Below are 13057 nucleotides of genomic sequence, written 5' to 3' on the forward strand. Positions count from 1 at the left end.
GTGAAACGGACGCAACGATTTATTGCGCTTTCACATATCACCTGATAACCCACGAAAATCTATTATTATTGTTTCAACTCTAGTGTACTGATTTGTGGTTATTGTGCCCACTTAAGATTGTTAAATTTTGTGTCTGTTATTTGTTTTTAAAATACACATGAAAATCAGCGGCCCTAATATAAAAAATTATCAAAAGAATACAAAGTAAGATTGATAATTATCATATTTTCGTTGATTATTTGACCACTCATTGGTTGTGAGTTAACCGGCGGCTGTCATTCGAGCTTAGTCTTTAATGCGAAGTAGCCTCGGGAATAATTTCGCTACGTTGAAGGGAAAACACATTATGAGTCTTAAGAAACAATACCTTAAATCAAAACCTCTGTGCAAAGTGACATTTCGACTAAATGCGGAAGCGGCGCAAGACGCCGAAGAAGCTGCGTTGTGTGGTGACTTCACTGACTGGAAATCACAGCCACTAACGATGAAAAAACTGAAAAGTGGTGATTTCACGTTAACGGTAGATTTAGAGAAAGATCACGAGTACCAGTTCCGCTACCTGCTTGATGGAGAGAAATGGGAAAACGATTGGGAAGCCGATGCTTATATTCCCTCTCCGGTGAGCTTAGAAGACAACTCTGTTGTACGCGTTTAGTTTGTTGTTCCAATATAAAAAGTACCCAAAATAACTCTGGGTACGATATAACAATTCCCTACAAAAAAGGCTGCAAACATGCAGCCTTTTGTCGTTTACACGTTAAGACTTAAAATTCGATTTACAACGAATTTTCAAGCTCTGGAAGTACATCAAACAAGTCGCCTACTAACCCGTAGTCTGCAACCTGGAAGATTGGCGCTTCCTCATCTTTGTTGATAGCAACAATCACTTTAGAGTCTTTCATACCTGCAAGGTGCTGAATAGCGCCCGAGATACCTACCGCGATATAAAGCTGGGGCGCAACAATTTTACCTGTTTGACCTACCTGCATATCGTTAGGAACGAACCCTGCGTCTACCGCAGCGCGCGACGCACCGATGGCAGCACCAAGCTTGTCGGCAATGCCTTCAAGCAGCTTGAAGTTGTCGCCGTTTTGCATACCGCGACCACCTGAAATAACCACTTCGGCTGCGGTGAGCTCAGGGCGTTCAGATTCAGTTAATTCTGCAGATACAAAGTCAGACTTCTCGCTGCCCTTAACAACGTCTAATGACGTAACTTCTGCGCTGTCGCCTGTTGATGCAGCATCAAATGATGCAGCTCGTACAGTAATGACTTTCTTTGCGTCAGATGATTGTACGGTAGCAATAGCATTACCTGCATAGATTGGACGAACAAAGGTATCTTCACTCTCTACACCAATGATGTCAGAGATTTGCGCTACATCTAATAAAGCCGCTACGCGAGGCATGAAGTTCTTACCTGTCGTGGTTGCGGCAGCAACAATGTGACTATAGTCACCAGCAAGTTCTACTACTAAGTCAGCCGTATTCTCGGCTAGCTGATGCTTGTATGCAGCATTGTCAGCAACAAGTACTTTAGTAACACCGTCAATTTGCGCCGCAGCTTCAGCTACTGCTTGGCAACCTTCACCTGCGACTAGCACGTGAATATCGCCACCCATTTTCTGCGCGGCATTCACAAGCTTATGCGTTTCAGTCTTTAAGCTTGCATTATCGTGTTCTGCATATACGAGTACGCTCATGAGATCACCTTTGCTTCATTTTTTAACTTGTCTACCAACTCAGCAACATCTGCCACTTTAATGCCACCCTCGCGCTGAGGCGGAGGCGTCACTTTTAGCACCTTAACATTTGAGTCAAGTGAAACACCAAAATCCGCAGCCGCTTTAACGTCTAACGGTTTGCGTTTTGCCTTCATGATATTCGGAAGCGATGCATAACGCGGCTCATTCAAGCGAAGATCTGTGGTGACTACCGCTGGAAGAGAAAGTGCAACAGTTTGAAGACCGCCATCAATTTCACGGGTTACATTTACTTTTTCGCCGTCGACAACGACTTCTGACGCAAAAGTACCCTGCGGCATACCAGTAAGTGCTGCAAGCATCTGTCCGGTTTGGTTATTGTCAGAGTCGATACTCTGCTTACCAAGAATAACAAGCTGTGGTTGCTCTTCTTCAACGACTTTAGATAACAGCTTCGCCACTTGAAGTGAATCAAGATTTTGGTCGGTATCAATTTGAATACCACGATCAGCACCTAGGGCTAGTGCTGTACGTATTTGTTCTTGGCAGCTCTTATCACCAATTGAAACCACAACGATTTCAGTGGCCACACCTTTTTCTTTTAACCGAACGGCTTCTTCAACAGCAATTTCGCAAAAAGGGTTAATGGCCATTTTGGCGTTGGTAAGATCTACGCCAGATTCATCGGCCTTCACTCTTACCTTAACGTTGTAGTCGATCGCGCGTTTGACCGGTACGAGTATTTTCATATTTACCTCAATTGTTGAGTTCGTCGGTGTCTATTACGTTTCATTAATAATTAACTATTAATAATTAAAAACGTATTACTTCACCACGCTTTTTGAAACTTTAACAATGTGCTCTACGTTAAAAAAGAATCCGTGGAACGTACGTTTTTTTTTAAAGGCTAGCCTTAAAACGCCGTTAACACCACGTTCACGAACAGTTATAATGAACTGTCAGTTAACGTTAACGTAAACTGCTTTGCAATGTACTTACTGTTGACGTAAACGTCAACCTGCATTACCTTGCAAAACGACAATTAATTTACATGTTTTTGACACAAAGCATTATTTGTTTCATCAATAGTGCATTATAAAAATACAAACATAAGGAGCCTCCCGTGGAACGAGAATCGATGGAGTTTGACGTAGTCATCGTCGGTGCCGGCCCAGCTGGATTATCAACGGCTTGTAAGCTTATGCAGCTTGCAAATGAAAAAGACCAAGAGCTAATGGTTTGTGTGGTCGAGAAAGGCTCCGAGGTAGGTGCACACATTCTTTCTGGTGCCGTGTTTGAGCCGCGCTCACTAAACGAACTTTTTCCTGATTGGAAAGAAAAAGGTGCTCCACTCAATACACCAGTAACTGAAGACCACATTTACCTACTTAATGATGAGACGTCAGCGAAGAAGCTACCTAACGCTATTACCCCGAAAACCATGCACAACGATGGCAACTATATTGTGTCTATGGGTAATGTGTGTCGCTGGTTAGCAGAGCAAGCTGAACAACTAGGTGTTGAAGTTTTTCCCGGTTTCGCAGCTTCTGAAGTCATCTATAATGAAGACGGCAGCGTTGGTGGTGTACTTACTGGCGACATGGGCGTGGGTGAAAATGGTGAACCGAAAGACGGTTACATGCCAGGTATGGAACTACGTGCTAAATATACGGTGTTTGCGGAAGGCTGTCGCGGGCACTTAGGAAAAGAGCTGATTTCACACTTCAAATTAGATGAAGATAGTTCACCGCAACACTATGCCATCGGCTTTAAAGAAATTTGGGATATAGATCCATCTAAGCATCAGCCAGGCCTCGTGGTTCACAGTGCAGGCTGGCCACTTGACGATGCAACAGGTGGTAGCTACCTTTACCACGCTGAAGATAATCAAGTGTTTGTTGGCCTAATCGTAGACCTTAATTACGCCAACCCCTACCTGAGTCCGTTTGACGAATTCCAACGTCTAAAACATCACCCTGTATTTAAGCAGTACTTAGAGGGAGGAAAGCGTGTTTCCTATGGCGCAAGAGCCATCTCAAAAGGTGGGTTTAATTCGTTACCTAAAATGACCTTCCCTGGCGGATTGCTAGTTGGCTGTGAAGCGGGTACGCTTAATTTCGCCAAAATTAAAGGTAATCACACGGCAATGAAGTCTGGCATGTTAGCAGCAGAAAGTATTTTCGAAGCAATTTCAGAAAATGCTGAAGCACCTGTAAAAGAGTTAACCAGCTTCACAGAGAAATTCAAATCGTCGTGGCTATTCAACGAATTGTTCCGTTCTCGTAACTTTGGCCCTGCTATCCATAAACTCGGTAATTTCTGGGGTGGCGCATTTAATACGTTGGAGCAAAATATCTTCAACGGTAATATGTTTTTCACCATGAAAGATGAGCACAAAGATTACGCGCAGCTTAAAGAAGCAAAAGATTCGAAAGAGGTTTCATATCCAAAGCCAGACGGCGTGCTAAGCTTTGACAAATTATCTTCTGTGTTTTTATCTAATACTAACCATGAAGAAGACCAACCTTGTCATTTGAAATTAAAGGACCCTTCCATTCCTTTGCAGGTTAATTTACCTAGATTTGCAGAGCCCGCGCAGCGCTACTGCCCCGCCGGTGTGTATGAAGTAATTGAAGAAGAAGGTGAAAAGCGTTTCCAAATTAATGCGCAAAACTGTGTTCACTGTAAAACTTGCGACATTAAAGACCCTAGCCAAAATATAAAGTGGGTAGTACCTGAAGGTGCTGGAGGCCCGAATTACCCAAATATGTAATTTAATGCATTATTCGGTTACTTAACTTATATTTTTTTAAAGCGAGCCTAGCTCGCTTTTTTTTTGTGCTACTTTTAATTATTATCTTAAAGAAATTTAGTACAACGTATTAAGGTTAATTAATGAGCGATTTTTTAGATATTTTAACCCACGGAAGACGTTTACAAGGTGCTGTTAAGGAATTAAGCATTGAAGAGCTTGAACAAGTTCAAGAAAAACTTAGCAGTATAATTGAAAGAAAAAAAGAAAAATTAGAAGAACAAGAAAAGCTCGAGAAAGAAAAGTTAGAAAAGCTCACGGCTATTAAAAAACAAATGGAAGAAGCGGGTTTAAATGTCGAAGATCTACAGGCATTAAATATAGAGACGAACAAAAAAGTAGGTAAAAAACGTCCGGTTAAATACAAGCTTGTAGATAGCGAAGGTAAAGCGCATCTTTGGACAGGTATTGGACGTATGCCTCGCGTTTATAAAGACGCACTAGACAGCGGCAAATCACTTGACGATTATGCCATTAAATAATTGAAATTGTGAATTAAATAAGGCCTGTTTTTGCAGGCCTTTGTTTTACTTGAGCTGCATGTTCAGTAACGGATAAGTATATTGTGAAGTTAAACTACAAACTATCAGAATGCGCTTCCAGTGCCCCCTGGCTAATACTCATACATGGGTTATTTGGAAATGCCGATAACTTGGCCGGTATTAAGCGTCACTTTGAGTCAAATTACAACGTGATCAGTTTTGATTTGCCTGACCACGGTGAATCCCCATGGACATCTTCGTTTTCTGTTGATGATGCTGCGAATGCAGTGTTCGAGACGATGAAGTCGCTAAATATTGATGCAAGTGCGGTTTTAGGCCACTCATTAGGCGGCAAAGTAGCCATGAGATTAGCATTAAACCATGGCGACGTTGTTTCGCACCTCATTGTCGCCGATATTGCACCCGTATCTTACGACCATAGTCATCAAACCGTCTTTGCTGGACTCAAGGCCGTTCCTTTAGATGCAATTCAAAGTAGAAAGGATGCTGAAAAAGAAATGGCTAAACATGTGAAAGAGCCAGGCGTTCGACAATTCTTATTGAAGAGCCTATATCAAGATGAAAATGGCGATTGGAAATGGCGTTTCAATGTCGATGGATTAATTGCCAGTTATTCGCACATTATTGATTGGGAACAAACAAACCAAACGTTTGATGGCGTAACCTTATTCATAAAAGGCAGTGAGTCTGATTATATTACGCCAGCCTATCGCGATGAAATAATGCGTTATTTTCCCAAGGCTAAAGCACATGTAATAGAAGGTACTGGCCACTGGTTGCATGCAGAAAAGCCAGCGGTCTTTAACGCCGTTGTAGAAAGAACGCTCAATAAATCAGCGTAAAGAAAGGATTTCATCATAATTTAAGATGAGAATGACTATTATTACCTATTTTTGAACGTTTTAGGCTCTTACAGGCGTATATACTGTGATATAGTTGCGCCAGATTTTTTTTAAGTAACAACACTATGCTTGCAGAAAATTACGAACTCATTGAGTCCATCATGCTGTATGGCGGCTTATCTATCCTTTTTGGGTTGATGGGTTTTGCTGTACACGATGTACTGCGTAAGAACGATGTGCCACTTATTGGACGAGTGGTAACGTACGGTGTGCTGGGTTTAGGCGCATTAGGGTTTCTTGCGAAGGGCATTATTGAATGGTTTTGGCTAAGCACAGGCGTTTAATTAGTAACGATTAATAGAGGTTAGATATGGCAAGCGTTGGCCTATTTTTCGGAAGTGACACGGGTAATACCGAACATGTTGCGAAAATGATCCAGAAGGAATTGGGTAAACAGCTAATTGATGTTAAAGACATTGCCAAGAGCAGTAAAGAAGACATCGCTGAATTTGATTTGCTTATCTTTGGTATTCCTACGTGGTACTACGGTGAAGCGCAATGCGATTGGGATGACTTCTTTCCTGAACTAGAGCAAATTGACTTCAATGACAAGCTAGTGGCTATTTTTGGCTGTGGAGACCAGGAAGATTATGCAGAGTACTTCCTAGACGCGATGGGCATGGTACGCGACATCGTTGAAGCCAAAGGTGCTATTTTAGTCGGTCAATGGTCAACTGAAGGCTATGACTTTGAAGCGTCTAAAGGCATGGCTGACGACAACCACTTTGTTGGTCTTGGTATCGACGAAGACCGTCAACCAGAGCTAACAGACTCTCGTGTTAAAGCATGGTGTAAGCAGATTCACGACGAACTTTGCTTGGCAGAACTTGCTTAGGCACACCTGCGAAGAATAATACAAAAAACCGCTCTGATGAGCGGTTTTTTTTTGCGTTTTATTGGTAGCATCCGCTATCAAAAGCAGTCTGTAAAAAGTGGCTAAAGATGAAACCGCTCTACTGCTTTTCTTAAGCTCTCTGTTTGCGCATCCAGCAACATTGTCGACTCGTTCGACTGGCGCGTGCTTTGTGCACTGGAGTCGGCTAGTGCAACTATGCGGTTCAAACTTTTCGCAACATCGCCAAGTAAAACATCTTGTTGTTCGGTATCGGCCACAATGTGTTCGTTAATGTCACTTAACCGCTCAATGATTTCTCTAATACTCTCTACTTGTTGAGATACTTGCTGGGTAATTTCTACGCCTTCTTGCGCTTGTTCGCGCCCTGCGTTAATTGCTTTTACTGCCTGCGCAGCATCTTTCTGTAGATTTCCAATCATCTGCTCAATTTCTTCCGTAGAGTCATGGGTGCGGTTGGCTAACGTTCGCACTTCATCAGCAACAACCGCAAAGCCTCTACCTTGTTCGCCGGCTCTGGCAGCTTCGATGGCCGCATTCAGCGCTAACAAGTTGGTTTGCTCTGCAATGGTTTTGATTACATCCAAGATGCTGCCAATACTGCGTGAGTTATCATCTAACCGGCCAATAATCTGCGCCGACGATTCCGCCTGTTTAGCTTGGTTACCCACCTGCTGACTGCTTTTTCGAACCAATTGACCAATATCCGCACTTTGCTTTGTTATATCACGCAGGGCGTCCATAGCGTCATTAATTTGAGCGAGGTTGCTACGGCTTTTTTCCTGTACGTTTTTAGTATTTGTAGACGTTACCGTTACATGCTCACGTTGCTTGTCTACCTCAGATAAACTTTTATTGCCAAGCTCAACGCTTTCTTTTGTAATATCTATAAGGCGTTTTTCTTGCTCCAGTATATTGCCCACGAGCTCTCGTAAACTATCAGTCAAACTATTTACTTTTGCGGAAAGAGCCGAAAATTCATCATTACCTTCTTCAGGTAGCTTGGTACTCAAATCTCCCTTACTCAGCTGACTTAACCCTTTATTAATGCGACCAAGGGGTTTAGAGATACTTCGCGTTACAATAACCGCTAAAACTATCGCTGCCACCAAGCCCAGTGCCGCCACCATGATGTTGCGCACCAAGTTCGCCTGCACAGACTCAAGAATGGCGTTTTGCCCTTCAAGAGATTGCTTCTGGACAGCGTCGAACAAAGTATTAATGTCGGCAAGTGCGGTTTCTAACGCTGCTTTTGCTTCCTTCTGAGCCTTTGCTGCTTTGTCTACTTCTGAAAGCTTTTGTCGCTGCAAAGCAATTAATCCATTTGCACCGTTTACCGCTTCTATCAGTAAATCATATTGATCGTTAAAAGATGCTATCGTACCGCCGTCATCAACCCCAGTAGCCAAACGGTTTACATAGTCTTTATCAACCTGCAAATTACTCAATTGGTATTCTAAATCTTCAATAATACTGGCACTTTGCGTAGCGTTATCCGTTTCAGCGAGTTCAATGAATGAATCATTCATTGTAAGCAATTTATTGTCTATAGCCGTACCGGCACCAATTAGCGTTTCAATACTCGGGTTATCCCCTTCTAAATAAGAAAGGTCTAGCATTAGGGCACTGGCCTCATCGGCCGTCATTAAGACTTTTTCAAGCTGTGCAGCCAGGGCCTTCTCGATATTCATTCGCTCGTTGATAGCGGTATACATGTCGTTACTACTATTAACGTAGGCTAGACTAACCTCGACAGCGTTACTGGCTACCGCGTTATTTGGCATGAGTGAGTTTAAACGAGACAAGTCGTTAGAGAATGCGGAAGATAAAATATCAAATGTCTCTTTGTTAGCTACCAGCTCCTCTCTGTTTTCGACATGATACCCGTTGGCAGTAATCACCGATAAAGACAAGATCTCTGTCTTTACTTTTACCATGCTGGTCTGAACCGGCATCTTTTGCTCTACAACGTCTTGCGCAGAATCTTTTATCCCGCTAAGACCAAAATAGGAAAGAATACTTGTAAGTAATAATAAGCAGCCGAATAGGCCAAAGCCTAGCGTAATTTTATTTATAATTGTTAACTGCATGGGCACTTCCACCAAAAAAACATGCCAAAAAATTCAAGAGCGCTTTATCGTCTTATTAAGTTTAGTTTAACAGGATGTTAATTCAATGCATCAAAAGTTTTATTTATATTACATATTTATTAGATAAATCTGTGACTTACAATCTGGTCAGGCCAGATTCACCGCGGCCTCTGCCCACAAGACATTTTTTGAAAAAGTTGAACAATGAGTAAATTTTCATCGAGAAAACAAAGTTTCCACGGTTTTACTTTTAAATTGTTTCAACTTACCTATAATAACCTCCAAATACTTATTCACTCGTTCTTAGTAGGTTGTAATGGATCAAAATAAAGAATTGAAAAAAGCAGGGCTAAAAGTCACTCTGCCTCGCCTTAAAATTTTACAAATTCTGCAAGAGCCAGAAAACCAACACATCAGCGCTGAAGACGTGTATAAAATTCTTATCGAACAGGGTGAAGAGATTGGTCTCGCTACCGTATACCGTGTATTAAACCAATTTGATGATGCAGGCATTCTTAACCGCCATCATTTCGAAGGTGGAAAATCAGTATTTGAAATCAGCCATAAAGATCACCACGACCACCTAGTATGCCTTAAATGTGGCAAAGTGATTGAGTTTGAAGATGAGATTATTGAAGAGCGTCAAGAGATGATTGCTAAGCAACATAAGATGAAGCTAACGCATCATAGCTTGTACTTATACGGTGAGTGTACAGACGGTAACTGCGACAACGCACCTGAATAAGTCATAACCTTTTTCTAGAAGAAGGCCCGCGTAAAGCGGGCCTTTCTTTTGTCACGCTTTAAATTTGTACGCGTGGTAAGCCTTAATTGCCTGTTCCCACACTTCCCCAACTTCTCCTGTTCCAATGGGTTTGCCGTCGACTTCAACCACCGGAGCCACTTCTTTGCTCGATGAGGTTAACCATACTTCGTCTGCGTCTAACAATTCATCTTTGCTAAACCAAGTCTCGGTTACAACCAGACCCGCTTGTTTAAATGCTTCTATAGCAATAGCGCGTGTAATACCAGGAAGGAGCTCATGATTTAGTGGCGGTGTTGAAATACATCCGTCTTTCACCATAAAGACATTACATGAACTTGCTTCGGTTATCATGCCCTCGCTGTTATACAGAATAGTTTCATTAACACCAGCATCAACGCTTGCCTGATAGTGCATTACATTGCCTAACAATGAAGTGGATTTAATATGGCATCGTTGCCATCTTTTATCCTGCTGAAGCGCAACTTTAAAAGGTTTTGCATCGGCTTTAACTGTAGGCTGAGGTGGCGCTATTTCAAAAGCGAAACCAAATACCGTTGGCGCAATATTCTTGGGATAGGCATGAAATCGTTTAGTGTCGGTACCACGACTTACATGAAAATAAACACCTACGTTTCCGCTTTCAATAAACGCCTTGTTTTTCTCAACCAAGGTAAACAAAATGTTTTGCCATTCTTCTGCCGAAAACGGGTTCGTAATTTCTATGGCTTTCAGGCCTTGCGCCATACGGGAAGTGTGCCCTTTAAAGCCTACTGCATTACCAGAATACGTTGGTATGACTTCATATATACCGTCACCAAAAAGGAAGCCCCTGTCCATCGGAGAAATCTTCGCCTCAGAAAGAGGCATATACTCACCGTTTAAAAACGCAATCGTCACAATATTTCTCCTTGTAATCGGCGACGCCTACTTGTCATTAGTAGCCAGTCTGTCCTCGCTTCTTCTTCATGTTGAAAAACAAAATTCACTTTTTCACCTGGCACGGCTTGCGCTAAGCGACTTATATCACAGGGACTCACACAACCAAGTTTGGGGTAGCCCCCTAATGTTTGTCTATCACGCATCATCACAATAGGTTGCCCGTCACCGGGCACTTGAATTGCCCCTAAGTGAATAGCTTCAGATCGCATATCCTCAATGTCAGAGGCAACCGGTTCACCGGTTAACCTAAAGCCCATACGATCGATAGCTGATGAAACCGTATAGGTGCTAGTTTCAAATGTTCGTACGGCAACAGCACTGAAATTTGAAAATTGATACCCCGGCACAACCCTAATTGCTTCTAAAAAGCCGTAATCATCGATATGGTGTGCAGGCAATGAGCGCATTTTAGCGTTGTTTTGTATTCTTGTATTAGCCAAAACTTCAAAATAATCGCCGTCTTTTAACGCACTCCCTTTGCCATCTAACCCACCTAAATGCTCACGAACCACAGTGCTTGCACTTCCAACTACTTTAGGTATCTGCCAATTCCCCTCTATCGCCAAATAGGCCTTGCTGCCAAGTAGTGCGCTACCGAAAGTGATGGTGGAATCGGCTGATATAGCTTGGCTTTGGTAAACCTCTCTGGAACTCCCATCTACGTAAAGTGTTGATTCCCTGCCGGTAACAGCAATAACGCAATCTTCATCAACCTTCAATCGCACTTCACCAATAGCTTCAATGCAGGGCGTACCGTCTAAATTGAAAGCAAGAAAATTGGCCCAATCATAGGCGTTACTATCCATAGGGCCTGATTCACAAAATCCGTCTCTCTGTTGACCTACTCTGCCGTTATCAATGACAAGACTAAACAGTCCTTTGCTGAGTACTTCAATTTTCATAATTCGACCTGCAATCCAGCTTTGTATTCCTGTTCTGTAATTGAAACAAACTTCACTACATCTCCCGCTTTTAATCGAGATTTACTGTGCTCCGCTTTATGCAACAGCATGTCGAACGCAGTCAGACCAAGTAAATTCCACCCTCCAGGTGATTCACTGGGATAAACGGCAGTTTGCCTATCAGCGATTGCGACAGCACCTTTGGGAACGCGCTTACGCGGAGTACCTAATCGCGCACATTTAAGTGCTTCTGGAATATCGCCCATATAGGCAAAACCAGGTGAAAACCCTACGGCGTACACTTTATAAGTTACGCTGGTGTGTAACTCGATAACCTCTTCAATAGATAGCGCAGTTTTTTTGCTTACTATACTGAGATCGCTGGCGTTGGGTGCGCCATACCAGACAGGTATTTCAATCACCTTCCCTTCGCCACTTAGCTTAGCTACGTTAACGTGTGGGCTTATACCTTCAATATCTATTCTTCGTAATGCGCGATACACACCGTGGCTGTCAATTAACGCCATATCAAAAATAATTAACAAACTATCGTAGGAAGGTATCGCCTCTCGTAACCAATACCACGAATTCGAGGCATCTTCTTCATTAGCTTTTGAACCCTTTGATATTTGACTTTCCCTTTGTCTAATATCTATAGCTGACAATAATTGGTGACAAGCATCGTTTGCTTCGTCCAGATTCGCGCCGTCAAAATACACCATTATGGCGTCAGCACCCGCTGTCACAATTCGCTTAATACGCCCAAAAGCTTGCATTTTCTGTCCTTGATACAGTAATTATTCTTAGTAAATGTGTTTTTTATGAGGCAAATTTATAGAAATGCTCTGATCCTTTGAGCAATACTTACCGCGCCTAGCGTATCGCCATGTACGCATAGAGAATCAGCTTCAACTTTCAACGTGTTTCCCGATGCTGTAGTGACCGTTCCAGACTCTATAAGCTGTTCAGCCTGCATGAGTGCTTCATTTTCATTTAACACCGCACCTTCAATATTACGTGACTGCAATAAACCGTCATCGGTGTAGCGTCTATCAGAAAAGGCTTCAAAGTAGAGCGGCAATCCAAATTCTTTTGCCTCTTTTTTGATAAGGTCGTTTTTCTCAGTGGCTTGCACCATCAGGGTTAATAGGCCTTGTGATGATTGCGCATTGATGTCAGCAATACTCTGCATAACACTACGTCTTATACCTGCATCCTTCATCATATCGTTATACAGCGCACCGTGCGGTTTAACGTAACTAACGCTAGCCCCATATAAAGCGGCCATACCCGATAACGCGCTCACTTGGTATTGGATCATAGCGAGGAGTTCATCTGCCACTATAGCCATACTTCTGCGGCCGAAGCCCTGTAGGTCTGGATATGCCGGATGTGCACCAATTGCCACACCGTGAGTTTTTGCTAAAAAAACAGCCTGCTTCATTACCAATGGATCACCAGCATGAAAACCACACGCAATGTTTGCTTGATCGATTTCCTCCATGATGGCTGATTCCACTGGCATTGACCACGCGCCAAAACTTTCACCTAAATCGCAATTTAACTTCATAATGGTTTAGCTCTTAC

Annotated in this window: 14 protein-coding genes; 7 read left to right on the forward strand and 7 right to left on the reverse strand. The window is 42.6% G+C overall.

Annotation, left to right across the window (positions count from 1 at the left end; genetic code table 11):
* The first annotated feature begins 346 nt into the window (after positions 1-346).
* The gene (locus tag V7R42_RS10665; protein ID WP_334020195.1) at positions 347-655 is read left to right on the forward strand and encodes an isoamylase early set domain-containing protein; all 309 of its coding nucleotides are present in this window, start codon (positions 347-349) and stop codon (positions 653-655) included.
* Positions 656-776: 121 nt separating this feature from the next.
* On the opposite strand, the gene V7R42_RS10670 is transcribed toward V7R42_RS10665, so the two are convergent.
* Together V7R42_RS10670 and V7R42_RS10675 are read right to left on the reverse strand one after the other, a co-directional pair.
* Positions 777-1703 carry an electron transfer flavoprotein subunit alpha/FixB family protein gene (locus tag V7R42_RS10670; RefSeq protein ID WP_334020197.1) on the reverse strand — a complete coding sequence of 309 codons (927 nt, stop codon included), beginning with the start codon at positions 1701-1703 and terminating at the stop codon, positions 777-779.
* Complete coding sequence (locus V7R42_RS10675) at positions 1700-2452, reverse strand: electron transfer flavoprotein subunit beta/FixA family protein (protein WP_014949735.1); 753 nt, start codon at positions 2450-2452, stop codon at positions 1700-1702. Before V7R42_RS10675 ends, V7R42_RS10670 begins: the two co-directional genes overlap by 4 nt.
* A 374-nt stretch (positions 2453-2826) precedes the next feature.
* Here V7R42_RS10675 and V7R42_RS10680 point away from each other — a divergent pair, with 374 nt between their 5' ends.
* The 5 genes from V7R42_RS10680 to fldA all read left to right on the forward strand — a co-directional run bounded on the left by V7R42_RS10680 (position 2827) and on the right by fldA (position 6755).
* Positions 2827-4476, forward strand: coding sequence for an electron transfer flavoprotein-ubiquinone oxidoreductase (locus tag V7R42_RS10680; protein ID WP_334020198.1), 1650 nt, complete (start codon positions 2827-2829; stop codon positions 4474-4476).
* Between the two features lie 122 nt (positions 4477-4598).
* Positions 4599-4997 (forward strand): H-NS histone family protein, encoded by a 399-nt coding sequence (locus V7R42_RS10685; protein ID WP_334020199.1) that lies wholly within the window; start codon positions 4599-4601, stop codon positions 4995-4997.
* 83 nt (positions 4998-5080) lie between these two features.
* A complete protein-coding gene (locus V7R42_RS10690) occupies positions 5081-5860 on the forward strand; it encodes an alpha/beta fold hydrolase (protein ID WP_334020200.1) in 780 nt (259 codons plus the stop codon).
* Positions 5861-5985: 125 nt separating this feature from the next.
* Positions 5986-6204 (forward strand): DUF2788 domain-containing protein, encoded by a 219-nt coding sequence (locus tag V7R42_RS10695; RefSeq protein ID WP_012519093.1) that lies wholly within the window; start codon positions 5986-5988, stop codon positions 6202-6204.
* A gap of 26 nt (positions 6205-6230) precedes the next feature.
* Entirely contained in the window at positions 6231-6755 is a 525-nt protein-coding gene (gene fldA, locus V7R42_RS10700) for a flavodoxin FldA (RefSeq protein ID WP_014949739.1), read from the forward strand.
* Between the two features lie 101 nt (positions 6756-6856).
* Here fldA and V7R42_RS10705 read toward each other — a convergent pair whose 3' ends face one another.
* Positions 6857-8863: a methyl-accepting chemotaxis protein gene (locus tag V7R42_RS10705; RefSeq protein ID WP_334020202.1), complete on the reverse strand. Its 2007-nt coding sequence runs from the start codon at positions 8861-8863 to the stop codon at positions 6857-6859.
* A 316-nt stretch (positions 8864-9179) separates the two neighbouring features.
* Here V7R42_RS10705 and fur point away from each other — a divergent pair, with 316 nt between their 5' ends.
* A complete protein-coding gene (fur, locus tag V7R42_RS10710) occupies positions 9180-9608 on the forward strand; it encodes a ferric iron uptake transcriptional regulator (protein ID WP_179983643.1) in 429 nt (142 codons plus the stop codon).
* Between the two features lie 51 nt (positions 9609-9659).
* Here the strand turns inward: fur and V7R42_RS10715 are convergent, their stop codons facing one another.
* From V7R42_RS10715 to V7R42_RS10730, 4 genes are read right to left on the reverse strand one after another with little or no spacing between them, the layout of a single operon-like run.
* Positions 9660-10526 (reverse strand): D-amino acid aminotransferase, encoded by an 867-nt coding sequence (locus V7R42_RS10715; protein ID WP_334020203.1) that lies wholly within the window; start codon positions 10524-10526, stop codon positions 9660-9662.
* Positions 10523-11470 carry a biotin-dependent carboxyltransferase family protein gene (locus tag V7R42_RS10720; protein ID WP_334020204.1) on the reverse strand — a complete coding sequence of 316 codons (948 nt, stop codon included), beginning with the start codon at positions 11468-11470 and terminating at the stop codon, positions 10523-10525. The genes V7R42_RS10715 and V7R42_RS10720 overlap by 4 nt, the downstream gene beginning before the upstream one ends.
* The gene (locus tag V7R42_RS10725) at positions 11467-12246 is read right to left on the reverse strand and encodes a 5-oxoprolinase subunit B family protein (protein ID WP_334020205.1); all 780 of its coding nucleotides are present in this window, start codon (positions 12244-12246) and stop codon (positions 11467-11469) included. Before V7R42_RS10725 ends, V7R42_RS10720 begins: the two co-directional genes overlap by 4 nt.
* Before the next feature lie 56 nt (positions 12247-12302).
* Positions 12303-13040, reverse strand: coding sequence for a 5-oxoprolinase subunit PxpA (locus V7R42_RS10730; RefSeq protein WP_334020206.1), 738 nt, complete (start codon positions 13038-13040; stop codon positions 12303-12305).
* Positions 13041-13057: the final 17 nt, after the last annotated feature.

Source organism: Alteromonas sp. S015 (assembly GCF_036864485.1).
Taxonomy (GTDB): domain Bacteria; phylum Pseudomonadota; class Gammaproteobacteria; order Enterobacterales; family Alteromonadaceae; genus Alteromonas.

Coding starts and splice junctions, on each gene's coding strand:
- V7R42_RS10670 (WP_334020197.1), bottom strand. CDS start 1,703: ATGAGCGTACTCGTATATGCAGAACACGATAATGCAAGCTTAAAGACT.
- V7R42_RS10725 (WP_334020205.1), bottom strand. CDS start 12,246: ATGCAAGCTTTTGGGCGTATTAAGCGAATTGTGACAGCGGGTGCTGAC.
- V7R42_RS10730 (WP_334020206.1), bottom strand. CDS start 13,040: ATGAAGTTAAATTGCGATTTAGGTGAAAGTTTTGGCGCGTGGTCAATG.
- V7R42_RS10665 (WP_334020195.1), top strand. CDS start 347: ATGAGTCTTAAGAAACAATACCTTAAATCAAAACCTCTGTGCAAAGTG.
- fldA (WP_014949739.1), top strand. CDS start 6,231: ATGGCAAGCGTTGGCCTATTTTTCGGAAGTGACACGGGTAATACCGAA.
- V7R42_RS10675 (WP_014949735.1), bottom strand. CDS start 2,452: ATGAAAATACTCGTACCGGTCAAACGCGCGATCGACTACAACGTTAAG.
- V7R42_RS10685 (WP_334020199.1), top strand. CDS start 4,599: ATGAGCGATTTTTTAGATATTTTAACCCACGGAAGACGTTTACAAGGT.
- fur (WP_179983643.1), top strand. CDS start 9,180: ATGGATCAAAATAAAGAATTGAAAAAAGCAGGGCTAAAAGTCACTCTG.
- V7R42_RS10720 (WP_334020204.1), bottom strand. CDS start 11,470: ATGAAAATTGAAGTACTCAGCAAAGGACTGTTTAGTCTTGTCATTGAT.
- V7R42_RS10695 (WP_012519093.1), top strand. CDS start 5,986: ATGCTTGCAGAAAATTACGAACTCATTGAGTCCATCATGCTGTATGGC.
- V7R42_RS10705 (WP_334020202.1), bottom strand. CDS start 8,863: ATGCAGTTAACAATTATAAATAAAATTACGCTAGGCTTTGGCCTATTC.